Annotated in this window: 15 protein-coding genes; 8 read left to right on the top strand and 7 right to left on the bottom strand. The window is 40.2% G+C overall.

Annotated features, from left to right (window positions below):
* Positions 1–91 precede the first annotated feature (91 nt).
* From IQ264_RS25345 to IQ264_RS25330, 4 genes are read left to right on the top strand one after another with little or no spacing between them, the layout of a single operon-like run.
* A complete protein-coding gene (locus IQ264_RS25345; protein ID WP_193984133.1) occupies positions 92–568 on the top strand; it encodes a hypothetical protein in 477 nt (158 codons plus the stop codon).
* A gap of 6 nt (positions 569–574) precedes the next feature.
* Complete coding sequence (locus tag IQ264_RS25340) at positions 575–1060, top strand: hypothetical protein (protein WP_193984131.1); 486 nt, start codon at positions 575–577, stop codon at positions 1058–1060.
* A gap of 42 nt (positions 1061–1102) precedes the next feature.
* On the top strand, positions 1103–2698 hold the full coding sequence (locus tag IQ264_RS25335) for an McrB family protein (RefSeq protein WP_193984129.1): 1596 nt from the start codon (positions 1103–1105) through the stop codon (positions 2696–2698).
* Complete coding sequence (locus IQ264_RS25330; protein ID WP_193984127.1) at positions 2695–3930, top strand: McrC family protein; 1236 nt, start codon at positions 2695–2697, stop codon at positions 3928–3930. Before IQ264_RS25335 ends, IQ264_RS25330 begins: the two co-directional genes overlap by 4 nt.
* 105 nt (positions 3931–4035) lie before the next feature.
* Here the strand turns inward: IQ264_RS25330 and IQ264_RS25325 are convergent, their stop codons facing one another.
* On the bottom strand, positions 4036–4605 hold the full coding sequence (locus IQ264_RS25325; RefSeq protein WP_193984125.1) for a hypothetical protein: 570 nt from the start codon (positions 4603–4605) through the stop codon (positions 4036–4038).
* Between the two features lie 167 nt (positions 4606–4772).
* Between IQ264_RS25325 and IQ264_RS25320 the strand changes: the two genes are divergently transcribed.
* Positions 4773–6740, top strand: a complete 1968-nt coding sequence (locus tag IQ264_RS25320) for a DEAD/DEAH box helicase (RefSeq protein ID WP_193984124.1) — start codon at positions 4773–4775, stop codon at positions 6738–6740.
* Between the two features lie 697 nt (positions 6741–7437).
* Here the strand turns inward: IQ264_RS25320 and IQ264_RS25315 are convergent.
* On the bottom strand, positions 7438–8973 hold the full coding sequence (locus IQ264_RS25315) for a phytoene desaturase family protein (RefSeq protein WP_193984122.1): 1536 nt from the start codon (positions 8971–8973) through the stop codon (positions 7438–7440).
* Positions 8974–9061: 88 nt separating this feature from the next.
* On the opposite strand from IQ264_RS25315, the gene IQ264_RS25310 reads away from it, so the two are divergent.
* Positions 9062–9217, top strand: coding sequence for a hypothetical protein (locus tag IQ264_RS25310; protein ID WP_193984120.1), 156 nt, complete (start codon positions 9062–9064; stop codon positions 9215–9217).
* A gap of 80 nt (positions 9218–9297) precedes the next feature.
* Positions 9298–9786, top strand: coding sequence for a DUF29 domain-containing protein (locus IQ264_RS25305; RefSeq protein ID WP_193984118.1), 489 nt, complete (start codon positions 9298–9300; stop codon positions 9784–9786).
* Positions 9787–9908: 122 nt separating this feature from the next.
* Here IQ264_RS25305 and IQ264_RS25300 read toward each other — a convergent pair whose 3' ends face one another.
* Positions 9909–11120, bottom strand: a complete 1212-nt coding sequence (locus IQ264_RS25300) for a family 10 glycosylhydrolase (RefSeq protein ID WP_193984116.1) — start codon at positions 11118–11120, stop codon at positions 9909–9911.
* Positions 11121–11401: 281 nt separating this feature from the next.
* Between IQ264_RS25300 and IQ264_RS25295 the strand changes: the two genes are divergently transcribed.
* Complete coding sequence (locus tag IQ264_RS25295) at positions 11402–11629, top strand: hypothetical protein (protein WP_193984114.1); 228 nt, start codon at positions 11402–11404, stop codon at positions 11627–11629.
* 300 nt (positions 11630–11929) lie between these two features.
* Here the strand turns inward: IQ264_RS25295 and IQ264_RS25290 are convergent, their stop codons facing one another.
* The 4 genes from IQ264_RS25290 to IQ264_RS25275 all read right to left on the bottom strand — a co-directional run bounded on the left by IQ264_RS25290 (position 11930) and on the right by IQ264_RS25275 (position 17712).
* Complete coding sequence (locus tag IQ264_RS25290) at positions 11930–12127, bottom strand: hypothetical protein (RefSeq protein ID WP_193984112.1); 198 nt, start codon at positions 12125–12127, stop codon at positions 11930–11932.
* 496 nt (positions 12128–12623) lie between these two features.
* Positions 12624–15878 carry a hypothetical protein gene (locus IQ264_RS25285; protein WP_193984110.1) on the bottom strand — a complete coding sequence of 1085 codons (3255 nt, stop codon included), beginning with the start codon at positions 15876–15878 and terminating at the stop codon, positions 12624–12626.
* A 4-nt stretch (positions 15879–15882) separates the two neighbouring features.
* Positions 15883–17127, bottom strand: coding sequence for an NACHT domain-containing protein (locus IQ264_RS25280; protein WP_193984108.1), 1245 nt, complete (start codon positions 17125–17127; stop codon positions 15883–15885).
* Positions 17128–17154: 27 nt separating this feature from the next.
* Entirely contained in the window at positions 17155–17712 is a 558-nt protein-coding gene (locus IQ264_RS25275; protein ID WP_193984106.1) for a hypothetical protein, read from the bottom strand.
* Between the last annotated feature and the right edge of the window lie 142 nt (positions 17713–17854).

Genomic DNA, 17854 nt, shown 5'->3' with positions numbered 1-17854 from the left:
CGTTTAACAACTCTAATTTTAAAATGAAGAATCCTTCTTTTTCATAAGCAGTGAAAACTGTAACGTTTGGTAAGTTTAATAAGGTATCTAGATGAAAATCCATCGTCCTTTTCGGGTAAAATGTAGTGCTAACTACATTTTACCCCATGATGCCGGAAGACCCGCTATACAGAACCTCAGAAGATTACAAGTTCCCTGTCGAATTCTCTGGTATGTAAGCGGGACGCAGAAAGAAGGCAAAGGTAAAGGATTTCATGAAGTCCAATCTGTACGAGCCTGCTCTTATGTGGATGAAACTATCATTGGCAAGCCCAAGGAACTTTATCAACGTTTCCAACAATTAGGAGTATATAAATTGAACGACATTGAGAATATAAAGCGAGACAAGCAAGGTAATATAATGGCAATTCGCTTTAGTGATATAGAGCTATTTGACAGTCCTATTATGTTAGAAGAAGTTCGGGAAATTGGCGGAAAAGATTATGACTTTCAGTGGTCAGAAAAAATTTCAACTGAATGCTTTATCAAAGTGTATAATTTAGGAATTCCTGCTTCAACCAAAAGTTGAATTCTTATGTTGTTTACTATACTTCTCCTCTCAATTAAACCTAAATATGCTAAACAAATCTTCGAGACTAAAACCAAGAAAGTAGAGTTGCGAAGGGTGCGGACTCGGTTGAAAGAGGGAGATATTGTTCTAGTTTATGTTTCATCTCCGGCAAAGGTTTTTCTAGGTTCATTTGAGGTTGAGGATGTGATTGAAAGAGAAGTATCTCGTAAAGAACTTAAAAACTTTTGGAATAAGTTCCAAGACAGTGTAGGCATTACTAAACAAGAATTTAATAGTTATTATGAAGGAGCTTCAGTAATTGTCGGTATTCAGATTAAAAATATTAGTCTTTTTGAAAATCCTGTTGAATTAGAACGCTTACAAGAAAAGTTGTCTTATTTGCGTCCTCCCCAAAGTTATCGTTATTTGGAAGAGAAAGAATATGAGATTATCAAGGCTTTAGGAGAAGCTCAAACAGCAATCATGACTGACCAAGAAAACCTGGAGTGATTGAGTAAACTATTAAATTATTTGTGAAATTACAAATACTCTATGATATTAAAAAATACTGCTGAATTTGTTAAATTGTTTCGGGAATTTGTTACATCATATCCACCAACACCTGCGGGGTTACGTCATACAGCCGCATATAATGAGCAGCGTCAACAGGGGAAAAGGAATTTTGAGGCGATATCTTCGGCATTCCAGTCTGGAGAAGACGTAACAGAAGCAGTCTTACTACAACTATTACCTCATGGGAAAAGCGGTAATAATGCTCAAAGAGGAGCTTGGATACATCATGCTCCAGCTATCACAAAAGATATAAAAGAATGGTTTGAGGGGGCGAAGTGGACAAAGGCGGAAGATTGGCAGAATGTAGCAGTATCGATTTTATATTTTATCGATCGCTGCAACAAAGAGCCAACTCAACTATCAGCAGCTTGTCAGGAGTTTTCCAAATTAACTTATTCTAAAGGTTTCCAGACAGGAATGCTTACCCCTATCCTTAACGCACTTCGACCTGATGATTTTTTATTAATTAATAACAAATCACGACAAGTTATTAATTACTTTGCTAATACTTCTTACAATCAAAAGCTAACAGATTATCCAAAAATAAACATGACCGGACGTAAGCTGATTCAAGAATTGGCTCCTAATATGCACATACCAGGCGTACCAGCTTTGCGAGATGATGACTTATTCGATATGTTTTGTCATTGGCTGGTTGGCGTTAATAAATATGATTTCTCTGGTCAAGAATTACCACAAGTAGATGAGGTTATTGAGTCTTCCTTGGATGTTAAAGAAATGAATTTGCAACCGGAATATACCTTAGCCCAATGTGCAAAAGATACTGGAATTGAGGAAGAAAGATTAAAGTTTTGGTTACAGGCGCTTGAGCGCACCAAGCAAGCAATCTTTTATGGGCCACCTGGCACGGGGAAGACTTATATTGCTAAGAAGTTAGCTAAACATTTAATTGGTGGTGGTGATGGTTTTATGGATGTTGTCCAGTTTCACCCAGCTTATGCTTATGAGGACTTTGTGCAAGGTATCCGTCCGCAGAGAAAAAATGGAGAATTAGACTACCCGTTGGTTGATGGACGGTTTTTGGAATTTTGTCAGAAAGCAGGTAATTGTCAGAATATTTGTGTTTTGATTATTGATGAAATTAACCGCGCTAATGTGGCTCGTGTTTTTGGCGAATTGATGTATTTATTGGAGTATCGTAACGAAGAAATTTCTTTAGCATCTGGGAAAGTTTTCAGCATTCCAGATAATGTGCGGATTATTGGTACAATGAATACGGCAGACCGCTCAATTGCATTAGTAGACCATGCTCTGCGCCGTCGCTTTGCTTTTATTTCTCTTTACCCAAACTACGAAATTTTACTTCGCTATCACGCTGCAAGTGGCTTCCCGGTAGAGGGATTAATTCAATTATTAAAACAGCTAAATCAACAAATTGGAAATTCACATTATGAAATCGGTATTAGCTTCTTTCTGCGTTCCGATATAAACGCACAAATTGAGAGTATATGGAAACTAGAAATTGAGCCATATTTGGAGGAGTATTTTTTTGACCAACCGAGTAAGGTAAATCAGTTTCGTTGGGATAAGGTGAAGCAGCAAGTTGGTCTATGAGTGCAGTATCTCCACGAATAATTGAGTTAGTTGAATATGTTCCGGTGTTTTTGGCGCGATCGGAAATTCCCGATGCGGTGGGGGAAGCTTTGTGGCGCAATTATGAGAAACAGGTAGCTGTGGATTTCCCTTCTCCTAAGACTGGGTACCGATGGCGACTGACTGCACGAGGATGGGTGGGACATATTCCGTTAACGCCTGATTTACACTTGGCTTTGCGTCCAAAAGTGCAATTGAGTAATCTCCTGGGGATGTTGGAGTATGCTTATGACCTGAAGAGTTTTCGCTTTTTAGAAGGGCTGTTTGATTGTCAAAGTTTGTCGGATTTTTATGAGCGATTGGCTGAGATTTTAGCTGGTCGAATTCTTAACCGAGGTCGTCAAGGATTTTATTGTGCTTATCTGCCAAAAACAGAGGATTTACCTTATGTAAGAGGACGTATTAATGTACGGCAAGTTATTAGTAAATCTTGGGATGTTAAGGTGCAGTGTGATTATGAGGAACACACGGCAGATGTAGAAGAAAATCAGATTTTAGCTTGGACTGTTTGGTGTATTGCTCGGAGTGGTTTGTGTACGGAACGGGTGTTACCGATTGTGCGCCGAGCTTATCATTTGTTACAGGGTTTGGTGACTTTGCAGCCAAAGAGTCCGCAAGTTTGTGTGGGGCGACAGTACAACCGTTTGAATGAAGATTATCGGTTATTGCACGCGCTTTGTCGATTCTTTTTGGAGCAAATTGGGCCGAGTTATGAGATGGGGGAGCGAGCGATGTTACCCTTTTTAGTTGACATGGCGCGACTCTACGAACGGTTTGTAGCTGAGTGGTTGAAAGCACATCGGGAAACTATTTTATTGCCACAGGGTTTAGATATTAAATCTCAAGAAAGATTGTACGTTTGTGAAGGGAAGGATATCTATTTTGATGTTGATTTGGTGTTGCAAGATATAGCAACGGGGGTAGCTAAATATGTGTTGGATACTAAGTACAAAGTTCCTACTGCTCCTGCGTCGAGTGACATTGCTCAGATGGTAGCTTATGCTGAGGCAAAGGGGTGTGAAGATGCGATTTTGGTGTATCCGATGGCTTTAGTTGAGCCGTTGGATATTAGGGTTGGTAGGATTAGAATTCGGAGTTTGACTTTTTGTTTGGCAGGGGATTTGGAGCAGGCGGGTTATAGTTTTTTGGGCGATTTGCTTTATACAGACATTCTCACAAAGAATATGTCGTAGCTGAAAAAAACCTATTAAATGCTGGAATTCAACCTTAGAATCCCCTTCAATAAAAAAATGATTGTCTTCCAGTCAGGCTTGTTAGCAGCAAATGGCTCTTTCAACTCATCTACCCATAGCAGCTTTAAGCCGCTCTATTTCTTGGATCATTGCTTCTCGGAACCTTCTCTCTTGATTCAATGCCTCCACTAACTGCTGAGTGTGCTGGTTAAGGCGGTTTAATTCTTGTTGTAGTTGCTGCCACTGCCAAACGGTGGGCTGGTTAGTTAGTGGAGGTTGAGTTATAGACCCTGTTGGATAACCTCCACTAACTACTGAGTGTGTTGACGTGGCGGTAGCCTTCTGCTCTTCTTCCTTTAACGCCAATAGTTCTAATTGCTTAATTCGTCTGGTTAGAACTTGTATTTGATTGCGCCGTGCAATTGCAGCTTCAGCACGCTTGTATTTCGGACTTTTACGGATACCGAGATAACGTTTCATCTTTGCGGCTTTCTTTTTACCAGAACTTCTCGACTTGGGAGCAGCTTCCATCAGGCGGTAGTAAGTGTAATGCTTGCCACCTGGTTTGGGAACCACAAAACTCGATATCCAAGTGTTAGGTGCGGCTACTTCCCCTTCGGAAAAGATTTGTTCAATTTGTTGATAGAGGGCGGCAATCCGGGCAGCGATGTCCATATCTCGTTGGTTAGTGGAGGAAGTTTGATTAACTCTATTATATCACCTCCACTAACTTTGGGGTAGGGTTATTGTGAGCGATCGCCCCTACCCAAATGTGGTCTGACCAAGGATAATAGATTGATTAAAGCGAAACTGATTAGCTTCTTTCTTATATTTGTAGAACTATGCTCCATGCGACACCAAAATACTCACTGCGAGACTACCAAATTGAATGGATTGAAGAAATCTTTGCTTCTTGGGCAAAAGGTGCCAGATGTGTTTTAGCACAGTTACCCTGTGGCGCTGGCAAAACCATTTGTTTCGCCCATATATGTAATAAATTCTTCCATCAATCACAAAAGGTTTTAGTCATTGCTCATCGGATGGAACTGATTACTCAAGCCGCCACTAAATTAGAAAAGATTGTTGGCGTACCTGTTGGGATTATTAAAGCTGGTATTAAACCTTTTCCCGATCGCCCCATTCAAGTAGCATCGATCCAAACCTTAATTAGACGCAAACAATTACCAGAAAATATTGGATTAGTGATCTTTGACGAAGCTCATCACGTCACTGCTTCCTCATATCGTCAACTAATTGCTCATTACCAGGACTCTTTAATTCTCGGAGTTACCGCTACACCCAGACGCATTGATGGACAGGGATTTGCGGAATTATTTAACGAGCTAATCATTGGTGTTTCTACAGATAAACTAATTCGCGAAGGCTATTTAAGCAAATTTCGTTTGTTTGCTACCGAGAAAACTATTTCTACTTATGGAGTAGCCAAAAACGATAGAGATTTTAATTCCAGAGATTTAGCTTTAGCAGTTACTACCCAAGTAGGGATTTCCGAAGTTGTGCAAAATTATCTCCAATATGCTGCTAAACAACGTACCATAATTTATGCGGCTTCGGTACAACATAGCAAAGATATTGCTCAAGCTTTTAGAGAGAAAAATATTCCGGCTGAACATCTTGATGGAGATACGCCTATCAATGAAAGGTTTGACATTCTCGCTCGCTTTGCTTCCGGTAAAACCCAAGTGTTAACTAATTATGAAATCCTTACAGAAGGTTATGATTGCGAACATATTGATTGTATCTATTGTTTGCGACCAACTGAAAGTTTAACACTTTGGTTACAAATGGTCGGGCGTGCATTGCGAACTAGTGAAGCCAAATCTGTAGCGACGATTATAGATATCACAGATAACTGGAAAAAGCACGGTTTACCTGATGATAATTATCAGTGGTCGTTAGAAGCTATTCCTCCGGCTACTCGTCATATTGGTTTACGAAAGTGTGAGTTTTGTTCTCATATTTTTAGACCTTTAGAACATGAATTAAAAGTAGTTGAGGCGGAAATAGACGAAAATGGTTACATCATTCGCCATCATCGTGCTATTTGTCCTGCTTGTGGTAGTGTTGTGACCTTTTCTACTAAGGAAAGAGATGGTGCTACACATGGCAGAGTTAAAGTACGCTTGGCTGTGGGTAGGATCACCGAGTTAGTGGAGATTAATCTGCAATCGACTTCATCAATTATTAACCAAGTTTATCGCTTCATCAAAACTCAACCTTCTATTTTGACACCAGAGAAGATTTACAGTGCTATTTTCAAGGAGTTCATTGAAATTATTGATAGTTTCACGTTGGGAGATTGGCGGAGGATAGTAAAGTTAGTGGAGCCAACTAATACCATATCCACTAAAATTGCTTGGGATTTATACCAAGAAGGAAAAGTTAGACATCAAAACCGATTAGCTGCTTTAGCTGCTGTGGAAAAACGTCAGTTATTAGAACAACAAAAGCTCAAAAATCGAAAATCAAAATCAGAACAGGTAATTGCTACTAAGGCGGGTGTGACTACTTTACCTGCGGTTGGTAATCCTGATGTGCAAAAGAAATATGCCAGTGCGTGGAAACTGTTTTTGTCGCGATGCAATCATTCAACAGCAGATTTCTTACACCAGAATGCGGGATTGTTTTCTGTGCAGGATAGTGCTGATTATTGTAATGTTTCTATTGCTTTACGCAATGTTCCTGAACTCAAAACCCAACGAATACATCTTAAAGAATCTGAATTGTCTGCTGCTTTGACGGAAGTTTTTGGCAAAAAGGCTTTTTTGATGTTTCGCTTAAGTAGTTAATGTTAAAATTTCCACAAATCTATAGCAACAAAAGTGATTAAATCACTAAATTTTCACAAGAGATGGAAACACTGTTATTAGGTGTCAAGCAATAATCAGTTTTGCACTAAACTTTTCCCTATAGAAGTACTTCACCAAAGCGATTAACTAATAAGGTAGCTAATCGATGGGTAAAAATAGTAATCATTTCTTCATCCAGAAGGCTAAAACTTGTTTGCCACCGTTCTGGAGGTGAGCAATAAGTTGTAGAATGTAAAGGAGCTACATCTGGTTCTTTTTTCGAGCGTATTTCCGCTCTCTGAAAGTCATATTTCCCATTTTGTCCTTGTTATACAATTGAATTATTCCGATTTTTGGCTTGCCTGACTTGGGTCTTATAGGCAATCCCAGGTAGCTACATAATCGATACTTTTGCTGAGCAAAAATCAATTTATCTGGTTGAAATATCGAATGATAATAAGCATCAAAAGGAATATTTAAACTTCGGTCAGTTAACCACACTTGACTAGATAAGAAAATATCATTCCCCAGAATAATATTATAAGAAATTAAGTCTTTATTTTCCGAAATTATTTGAAATTCTTGAGTAACATTATTCCAGAGAAAAATACTACACTTATCCGCTTTTGTCCATTCTTTAGCAATATTCTCAGCTTGGATTACATTGTAACTTCAACTAAAATTTTTTGTAACTAGATTAAAGAATATCTAAAAGCAATTGTAAATGTTGGTTGACAGGAGCGATCGTATTTGCTGCCATCATCCCACTAGCAGCTACCGCAGGCAACCCAATCCCCGGAAAAATTGAATCTCCACAACAAAACAATCCAGATAAAGGTGTAGTCGCACCAGGAAATAACCCTTTACCTGCCATAATTGCTGGCCCATAACTACCATGATGGCGACGTAAAAACCTGGCGTGAGTCAGGGGAGTACCTACCAAAGTTACTTCTGTACGATCGCGAATATCAGGAATAATTCTTTCTAAGGCTTGCCACATTACCTCGGCACGTTCTTGTTTTAACAAAGCATATTCTTTGCTGTTCCTTTCCATTCCTTGCCAAATCGAAAAAGGTTCATTACCTGGTGTATAAACATGAATAACGTGCTTACCTGCTGGTGCTAAAGATGAATCTAAAACCGAAGGAATTGATATTAATACGACATTTTGTGGCGCAGTTATTCCTCTATCCCAATTATTCACTACAATATAGTGAATTCCCAAATCTTTCTGTAATCCTGTAGCATCAATTCCTAAATGCAAGTGCATAAAACTATCACATTCAGGTATTGCTTGTTGCTGTTGAACATATCTTTTTGGCACAACACCTTCAGGAATTAGTTTCAGAGTATCCCAAATCGAAGCATTAGAAACAACTGCTTTATTTGCTGTAATTTCTTTGCCATTTCGCAATCTTACACCGACAGCCCGATCGTTCTTTACTAAAACTTGCTCCACATGAGCATTTAAAATCAATTTACCCCCATGTTTAGTTAATCCTCTTACCAAGGCATCAACTATTGCACCACTGCCACCAATGGGATAATCTAACTTAACATTGGGACGATACCAATCTGCAAACATGAATGCTACTTCGGCAGCAATTGTACCATTTGCAGGTAATCCTGATAGCAAAAAACATAATAAATCTAACCAATTACGAATAAATGAATCTGTAATTACATCATCAATAATTCGGGAAAATGGCCCGGTTAATTTAATTACATTGGTGGCGTTTTGTAGAAGAGATGGTGCGAATTTACCTACTGTTAATACTGCTCCTAAATCGTAGCGGAGAGCAGCGGGAGGGAGAGCGAGCGCGCTCTTACCCAAAGGTGCCATAATTTCTTGTAGTTTACGCCATTGAATTACAGCTTGTTCTCCCCGAAACTTGTACAATATTTCACAAAATTGATCGGCACCAACTTGAGCATCAAAATAACCTTCTGGGAGATAGCAACCCCAAGTATTGTAATTTATGCAGGGTAAATCTTCCCCAATGGCATCTAAAACTTGGCGTAAAGGATTAGGAGAAGGGCTGTAAGATAAACCAGAATATAATGATGGCCCAGATTCAAATTTATAGCCATTGCGTTCAAAAGCATGAGCCGCACCACCTGCTATAGAATGGCTTTCTACTACCGTAACATCGATACCATAACGTGCTAATATTGCCGCACAACTTAAACCGCCAATTCCGCTACCAATTACGACTACTTCTGTATTGCTCATAAATAATAATTGATTACTAGACCTTTTTCCTGAATGATAAATCTTGTAGGTTTTAATTGCTAGCTGTTAACTCTTAAGTAATCGATTCTTGTTAAAGGAAAAATTATTTGCTGTGCTTGATTTGATTCAATCTCATAAAGATGACTTTCCCATTACCAACGTACAGCTAGACAAAACTATTATAGCAGAAATTGAAGATTCGATCGCTCAATTAGAAAACTATGACCCCAATCTAATCCTTTAGTAAATGCTATTTCTTTACTAGGGCGATAGATTCAGGAATTTGTTAAAATTATGTAGAAAAGAGAAAGGAAGCCAAACAAAATGACAAATATTCAATCAATAACAACTGCAATAACATCCCTTTACGAACAGGATTTTTATCTATGGTTACAAACAAATATCAATTTATTAAAACAGGGAAAGTTTACCGAAATAGATCTAGAAAATTTACTAGAGGAACTGGAAAGTATGGGGAGAAGCGATAAAAATGCTTTAAAAAGTAATTTAAGGGTATTTTTAATGCGCTTACTCAAGTATAAATATCAGCCGGAAAAGCAAACAAATAGTTGGCTTTACACCATTATAGAACATCGTATACGCCTTGAAGATGCTTTCAAAACCAGTCCGAGTTTATATCGCTTTTTTGAGGAAATTTTTAGTGAATCGTATCAAAATGCTAGGAAACTAGCCGCAGGTGAAACAGGTTTATCTATTGAGATATTTCCCCCTGAGTCTCCCTTTACAGTAGAAGAAGTTCTGAATGCTGATTTTTTACCTTCACAGAGCAACGCTCCCGAAAATATTGAATAATTGAATGAAATATCTTTAACTTTCAGGAGCATAAATTATGCAAATTACCCTCGAATTTCCTGAAATTCACCCTGATTAAAATTAACCGAGTATGTACCAGGAAATTTGTCTGAAAATAACTGTTATTTATTGACAGTAAGCTTTTTAACAAGAGCAGCAGTTTCTTCTGGTTTTCCCTCTGAGGGAAACACTAAAACGCTCTTAATTTTAGGATTATTCATCAGTTCTTTTAACCGATACAACTGCTCGTCTGAGATAGCTACTCCTTCATATTTCTCGGCATAAACTAGCTCTTGGTTAAAATTAGCATCGTTATAAGTTTGAATGAAAACTCTATACACCTTACGGTACGCTTCGCGAACGGCATCCCAATTTTCCCAATCAGCCGCAAAATAACGTTTACCCCAATAAGGATTATGATGGCATAAATCGAAACTAACATTTAGATTAGCTTTTTTCATGTCATCTCTCATTTGCCTGACAAAAGTTGTTAAATGGGTGGTGCGATCGACTTTCCCCGGTAAATCAGCATGATAACCTAAGTAATCATCCCATTGAACTGCATCAATTGTAGGATACTTTTGGACAAATTCTACTAAGATTTTCTTGAAAAGATTAGCAACTTCTGGTATCTCCACATCTAGTACATAATGTTCGATACCTGGATAGGTTTTATCAACCCCTGGTACAATCCATCTTTTAGCAATTGCTTCATCAAATATAGGGCTATTTTTGTCAATTTTAATCCCCTTTTCAAAATAAGCATGGACTTGCATTCCCTGCTTATGCGCCTCATCAATCAACCATTCTAACCATTGCTCTTTAAATTGGTTGGGACAACTTTTATATCCGAATGTTTGTTGCATTACATCGCTTTTATACATTGTACAACCGTTTCCCCATACTCCATGAATAATTGTATTTATTCCTTGAGAGCTATCATAACGAACTCGTTCGCGAATCGTTTTTTCATCAGCATTATTAGTTGCTTGATACCGACTTAAATAAATTCCTCTAATTTCCTTTTTCTCCCAAGCTGTTTGAGTTGATGGTGATTGCTTAGGAGTTACTGGTAATGGTGTAATTTGTGGTTTATTTGTTGCTGTCGGAGTCGGAATAATTCGTCCTACGGGAGAATTAATAACAGGTGTTTGCTTTGTCGGTGCAGGAGTTAAATTTTCCGGGGTTGGCTGTTGATTATTAAGTAGAAATTTGCCGAGATCTACCTTATCAATATTGGTAAAGCCCCAATAACCAAATCCAAATAAAACTATGATTAATGAAAATGGAATACTCGCACATCCACATCCATTGTTTTCTTTTTTCGCTGGCATGGCAACAAATGATGCTACATTAAAATACTTCAGTTTGCGATCGCCCTATTGGGCATTATTGTAGTAACGCTGAATACTACGCAGTCAGTAGCCATTCCCACAACTGTGTAGTTCTTTAATGACTTTATTGTGAGCAAAAATTAACTTCGTTGAAAGCCCGAACTAAAGAAGACCCAAAATCGTTCAGCAGAACAAGTTTTAATCAAGTAACCAACTCCTGAGTAGAATCGGCGCATTTGGCTCTGACGAGCTTTTAACCGTGATGAATTGGGGAAAATCCCATGCTTACTATCACGGTTTCTCACCATGCTGCTAACGTTGTCGGAATGCTTTCGCAACGTGCTATTAAAACTCTCAGACAAGCTGATTTTTGTGTAGTCAAGCAAGAAGGCGATTATGGATTTACGGGTAGTTTGACGATTCCTTTGTTACCTGAAGAAGGCTTGACTTGGCAAGGTGTGAAAAGCTGTTTAGAAAATTGTGGATATCAAGTGTTAATAGTTTGTTAGTTTTCACAAATCTATCCTGGCATGGCGTAAGAGCCTGCCGGGATTATTTTTTTATTGGGCTGTCACTGTAAAGGTTAATGGTTCTTATACAGAGCGCGATCGGGTCTCGGTGTTCTATTGCAGATTATGGTTTGGCTATTCTCAAGGATAACTCTCCTGGAACTCTCAAAAATATCCAAAGAATGCCTGGAAAAGTTAGAGTTATTCAAGTTTAACCAAAAACTTACTTTCTTTATAGGCAACAGGGTAAGTTTTGGGTATTCATTAGAGTAGAAGAGTTAAAATAATAGACTCTTTGCTTTATGAAAATTGAGTGTGGGCTTCAGCGATCGCTGTCTTGCCACTTCCAGGTTTACCAGTCAGGAGGAAGTAGCGAGAAGTATTGAATAGCCAATCATAAACCTTTTGGAATACCCACTCTCGACCTGTAAAGTTAGGGATGTGATCGCTGGCATACTCTGTGAAGCTGATTCCCGATTTGAAGTTCAGTAATGTCATGAGCTAATATATGTAGATAGCATCAAATCCACCAACTGCACACCTTTTGCAACTCATCAACCACTTCTGTCTCAGTAGCCTTGTCTCCAATTGAGGCAATAACTGGGGCTATAATTTTCAATTCTTGTAATGCTACAGCATGATCGCGGCTAGATAGTGAGTGTAGGGTTTGAAGCGAAGTGTTAAATATCTGGGTAGTTCATAATTGCAACACTTGCGGAATTAATACTAGAATTGCTTTAGCATACAATCCCACATCTTGAATTGCCAATACTATAGTGCTTTTTGAAAAAACTTGTTAGGCATTTTTCTGCAAACACATTCAAAACCGTAACAAGATGGTAATCACCTAGCTTAAAAATAGATTACATCTCTCTAATTGTTTGAAATAATATTTCCCTTTTAACTCAATTTTCACACCGAAATATAGTCTAACAGACCTGTCGAATGTGAGTTAAAGTGTTTTACTCTATAAATTTAGGAATAACTTTACTTCTTACTTCCACCAACGACCTACATCTTGAATGGCTTGAGTAGTTTCTGCGGTAGCAACTTCACCGCCTAAAGCACAAAGTACAGGAGTTAGAAACTCCATATCATTCAACAACTGAGGTCGGAGTCTATGGGAAAGAAAATGGAGCAAATCTTTCCAGAGGATGAATTGATCTGGAGCATTGACTAGATGGGAAGATAGCGCCGTTAATGCTTGAGTAACAGAATCTTCATTCTGAATGGATAGAGCTGCCTCTAGGGCTTTGGGAAGTGCCTCAGGCAGCTTCTCTGCTAGTACTATGAGGGCTTGTACACGATGGTATTCATCATCAATGGACAGAGCTGCCTCTAGGGCTTTGGGAAGTACCTCAGGCAGCCTATCTGCTAGTGCTATGAGAACCTGTGTACGGTATTCTTGGCTCTGAATATGCTGCACTACATCTATAACTTTGCAAAGCAGCTCTGAGGGCAGTTTGTGAACCAGTACTGTTAATGCCTGGACAAGAGAGTCTTCACGTTGGATAGATAAAGCTGTGTCTAAAGCTTTGAAAAGCATCTCTAAAGGTAGTTTATCTGCCAGCGCTGTTAGTGCTTGAGCACGACAAAAATCACTCTCAATAGATTGAGTTGCATCTAGAGCTTTAGGCAGTAGTTCAGTTGGCAACCTATTAATTAGCGCTGATAGCAAATCAGCACAAGAATCCTGACGCTGAATAGATTGAGCTGCATCTAAAACTTTAAGAAGTAGTTCTGAAGGCAGCTTGTCAATCAGCAATATTAATGCTTGGGCGCTATAGTACTGATCATCAATAGATAGAGCCGCCTCTAAAGCTTTTGAAAGTGCCTCAGGCAGCTTATCCCCTAATACTGTGAGAACATAAGCACGAAAGGTATCATCGTGGATAGATAGAGCTGCCTCCAAAGCTCGAACACACAGTTCTGGAGGCAGTTTATCAAACAGTGCTGTAAGGGCTTGTATACGACGGTAATCATCATTAATAGACAGAGCTGCTTCTAAAGCTTTAGGACGCAGTTCTAAAGGCAATTTGTCAAACAGCATTGTGAGGGCTTGAGCACGAGCTTCTGGATACTCAATAGATAAAGCTGTCTCTAGAGCTTTAGGAAGTGCTTCAGGTAGTTTATCACCTAGCGCTATGAGGGTTTGAGCACGATAATCTGTGTACTCGATAGATAAAGTTACCTCTAAAGCCTTAGGAAGCAGTTCTGGAGGTAATCTGTCTAATAGCGGTATAAGGGCCCCAGCAATAAATTCTCCACCATAAATGGATTGAGCTGCATCTAAAGCTTCGGGTATTGCCTCAGGTAGTTTATCTCCTAGTGCTGTGAGAGCTAGAACACGATAGTATGCGTCCTTAATAGATAAAGCTACCCCCAAAGCTTGAGAAAGTAGTTCTGAGGGCAGTTTATCTCCCAGTGTTGTAAGGGTTTGGGCACGGGAGGTTTCATCCTGAATTGACTCAATAGTTTTCAATGCTATCTGGAAAATTTGATATTTCAATGGCTCTGAATTGGGCAGTTGAGCTGCTAGTGCTGCCAAGGTATCAACCCTCTTCTGTAGGTCTGCAATCTGACAAGCATAAGCTAAAGCCTTAGCAGGTTTCCAGTAATTATGTTTAATGAGAACAACCATTAGCTCTTTTGGAATTCCTGCAAGTGTATTAATTGACGCTTTAATTAACGCATAGCGGCACTGTAACCCAATGCTTTTCCCTGGTTCGCGATCGTACGCCTCATCCGCTTGTGACCATGCCAGTTCCACATCTGCCAGAAATCCTGCTGTTTCTGCAAAGTCATCTTTTGCCTCAAACCAGGCATTGCGACCTTTTTTTTCTGCACTCAGCAGCAGATGCAACTGCTCAACCCGATTGCCCTGCACCAAATGTTGTGCTAAATGACGCAAGCCATACAAATCGATCGCCTTCAAATCCTGCCAAGACTCAGATTCTTTCTCAAAGCAGGCAATAATGAGGTCATGCTGCTCCTTCGCATCACACCAAAAATCTTGATTATGTTTTTTATCGAGCAAATACTCTCGCAGCGATTGGTGAAAAATCGCATAGCGCTTTTGTCCCTGCTTATCCTCAGCTTCATCCAAAAACTGTTGTAAAATACCGATCGCATCTTGCACCTGTTTAGAATCAACACCTGTAAACTTCACCAACCGTTCTTGAGTAACTGCCTCTTGAGTAACCGTCAGCGTTCCTAAAATTGACTGATAGCGATCGCTCCACTTGCGGAAGGGGCAGCGATGCCGAAGAAACCGTTGATACACTTCATTGAGGGTTTTGGGCAAGATAGACAGGTTTTTCACAGATAGCTCACCTGTGCCAATCCCATCCATCAGTAGGCGAGTGTACAGAAAGTTGCCTTTGGAAAGCTCTTTAACTTCCCGTACTAGGGTTTCAGCAGAAAGCTCAGCTTGCTCTAGTCGAGCCTGGAATTGTGACTCTGGCTGTACCACTAATTCCTGTACTCGACCTTGCACATATCGCTCAATATCCTCCAAGTTATGCGCCAACAGTTCCTCTAGCTTGTAGAGCTTCATCAACTCAAACTGTTGCAAGACTCGTAAATCTGGACGTGCTGTGAGGATAAACCGAATCCAAGAGGGTAGCCCATCTGCTTGAGACAAGGCTGCCAGCAGGGTTGCCATGTTGTCTCTTCCGGTTGTGGTCACTGCCTCATCCAGCGAGTCAATCAGAAGTATCTTCAGAGTTGGGAGGGGTTCGTTATGTTCGGCATAGAGGTCAGGGAGTGCTGCTAGTGGTGCCCGCAGCAAAATCCCCAGTTCGTCTTTGGGGTCGCTCTCTTTGAGATTCTCAATGTAAATGCCCGTCACCTGGCTATTGCTTAGGGAGTCAATATTGATGTTGACATCAATCCGCAGGTGAATCGGGTCAATCGTCTTTGCTAGAGCTTCACCGTAACGCGGCAGAGTTTTCCCCAGTTGAGCTGCCAGCGATCGCAATACTCGCCCTGGTCTAACTGTTTCCACATCCCCAGCCCGACAGAAGTGATAGGCGGCGATATCACTACGGATTTGGGTCAGTTCAGCCGCGATCGCACTCTTGCCAACGCCTGGTTCACCCGTCAGGAGGTAGAACTGCTCATTGCCCTGTTGCAACCAACCGTCAATCTGCTCAAACAGCCATTCCCGTCCGGTGAAGCGTTCGGTCAGGCGATCGATGTAGCGGGTAAAATCAATAGGAGCCAGACGATTGAGTGTAGAGGAAACCATTCATTTACTCCAGGTTCAGTAAGTACTCTCGCAACGAGGGATGAAAGATGGCGAAGGTTTCATGGGTGTTCTCACCTTCCCCAATGTAACCAACATCCAAAAACTGTCTCAGTCCCCACAAGTCTTGCCGCACCAACCTGGGTCGAATTCCGGTCAAGCTAACTAACTGGTCTTCAGTCAAAGGTTCCTGAGCGCTTGCTAATACCTTCAGGATTTTTTGGCATCGTTCCGCCAACTCATCGACAGAAAACCACTTTGATAAATCCTTGGCGTAAGTTTCAGCCAAACTCTCAGGCAAAACTGCTAGATTGTTCAATGAGTGTTTTCCAGCTTCGAGGTCATCGAGTAGAAATTGGACGTACCGAAAGTTACCCATTGAAAGCTGGGTCAACTCATCCACCAGTGTTTGGGAGGACATCTGAGCTGCTTCTAGCTGATTGTGAAAGGCGGGTTCTGCAAGTGGTTTCTGGATGTAGTGCCGAATATCTCCCAGATTCTGCTGGGACATTTCCTCCAGCTTGTAGGGTTGGAGGGGTTCAAACTCTCGCAACACTCTCCGATCTGGACGCGAGGTGAGAATAAATCGAACCCAGCATGGTAAACTTTCATCCTCCAACAAGGCTGCTAGCAATGTCACAATGTCTTCATCATCCTGTGCAGCGTCTTCGGTTGAGACTGCCACATCCAGGGCATCAATCAGGAAAACTGCTCGTTCTGGAGCAGGCTTGTGGCGCTCGTCGTAGATTTTAGGCAACGCTGCCAAGGGTGCCCGGATCAGAATATCCAGTACATTCTCCAAGTCTTCTTTTTCCAGGTCACTTGGATTCAGGTTTTCAATGTAGACTTCTCTAATCTTGCTATCACTGGCTTGCTTAACCTGGATTTTGACATCAGCTTCCAAGGTTGCCTTAATCGTATTGAGCAACGCTAGACCGTAGTCTGGCACAGTTTCCATCAGTTGAGCTGTAAGCGATCGCAAAATCCGTCCCGGTTTCAAGGTTTCCAATTCTGCGGCTTGACACAAGTGATAAGCAACGATGTCCTTGCGGGTTTGAATGAGGTGAGCGGCGATCGTACTTTTGCCCACTCCCGGTTCTCCAGTCAAAATGAAGAACCTTTGATTTTCTTGTTGCAACCATCGCTCAATTTCCTCAAAAACCCACTCTCGACCTATAAAGCCTTCGGTGAGTCTTTCGAGACCGCGCTCAAAGGCGAGCGCTTTTAATTGTGTTGCAACAGTTTCAGTCATCGTTTTTAGTGAATTGCACAGCTATTTCTAATTCCACCATTTCGTTACTTTATTAATAGCTTCAGATGTTTCTCTTAATGCAGGTATACCACCTATTGCAAAAATTAATGGCGTAAAAATTGCCAATTCTTGTAATAAACCTGAACGGCTACGCTTAGATAAAAAATGCAAAAGATTTTTCCATAAATTTAATTTATTTTTACTTCTTATTAACCGAGGTATTATAGTATTATAGGCTTCAATACGCAATGATACTTCATCAATTCTAGCAGTAAGCTCAAGAGCATTAATCAGTAAATTATCTGGCATGAGTTCTGTTAAATATAAACTATTAAAAGCTTCTATGTTAAGGTAACCTGATAACTCTAGTTGAACTTGAACGGCTTCTAATGCCTGCGGCAAAACTTCAGGAAATCTACCAGCTAAAATACATAAAATATAAGCACGCTCTTCTTGATTAAATTCCTCTAATGTTTCTAGTACCTGTGGCAGAAATGTCTTAGTTAACTTACTAACTAAAGACATTAAAACATTATAGTCACGTTTCTCAACTGCTACGATAGAAGCTTCTAGCGCCAGCGGCAAAACTTCAGGAAATCTGGTTCTTCCGTACTTACTGTGCTAAATTATTAGGGAAGTGTTAAGCATCAAAGAGATGAAGAATAGATTACTGACTAAGTTGCTAAACCTACCAGGAGTTATAGTAGAAGAAAGTCAAGAAACAGAA

The organism is [Phormidium] sp. LEGE 05292, from assembly GCF_015207735.1.
Classification (GTDB): domain Bacteria; phylum Cyanobacteriota; class Cyanobacteriia; order Cyanobacteriales; family Aerosakkonemataceae; genus Floridanema.
The sequence above is the reverse complement of the archived record's forward strand: the minus strand, read 5'-3'. Positions and strand labels throughout refer to the sequence as shown.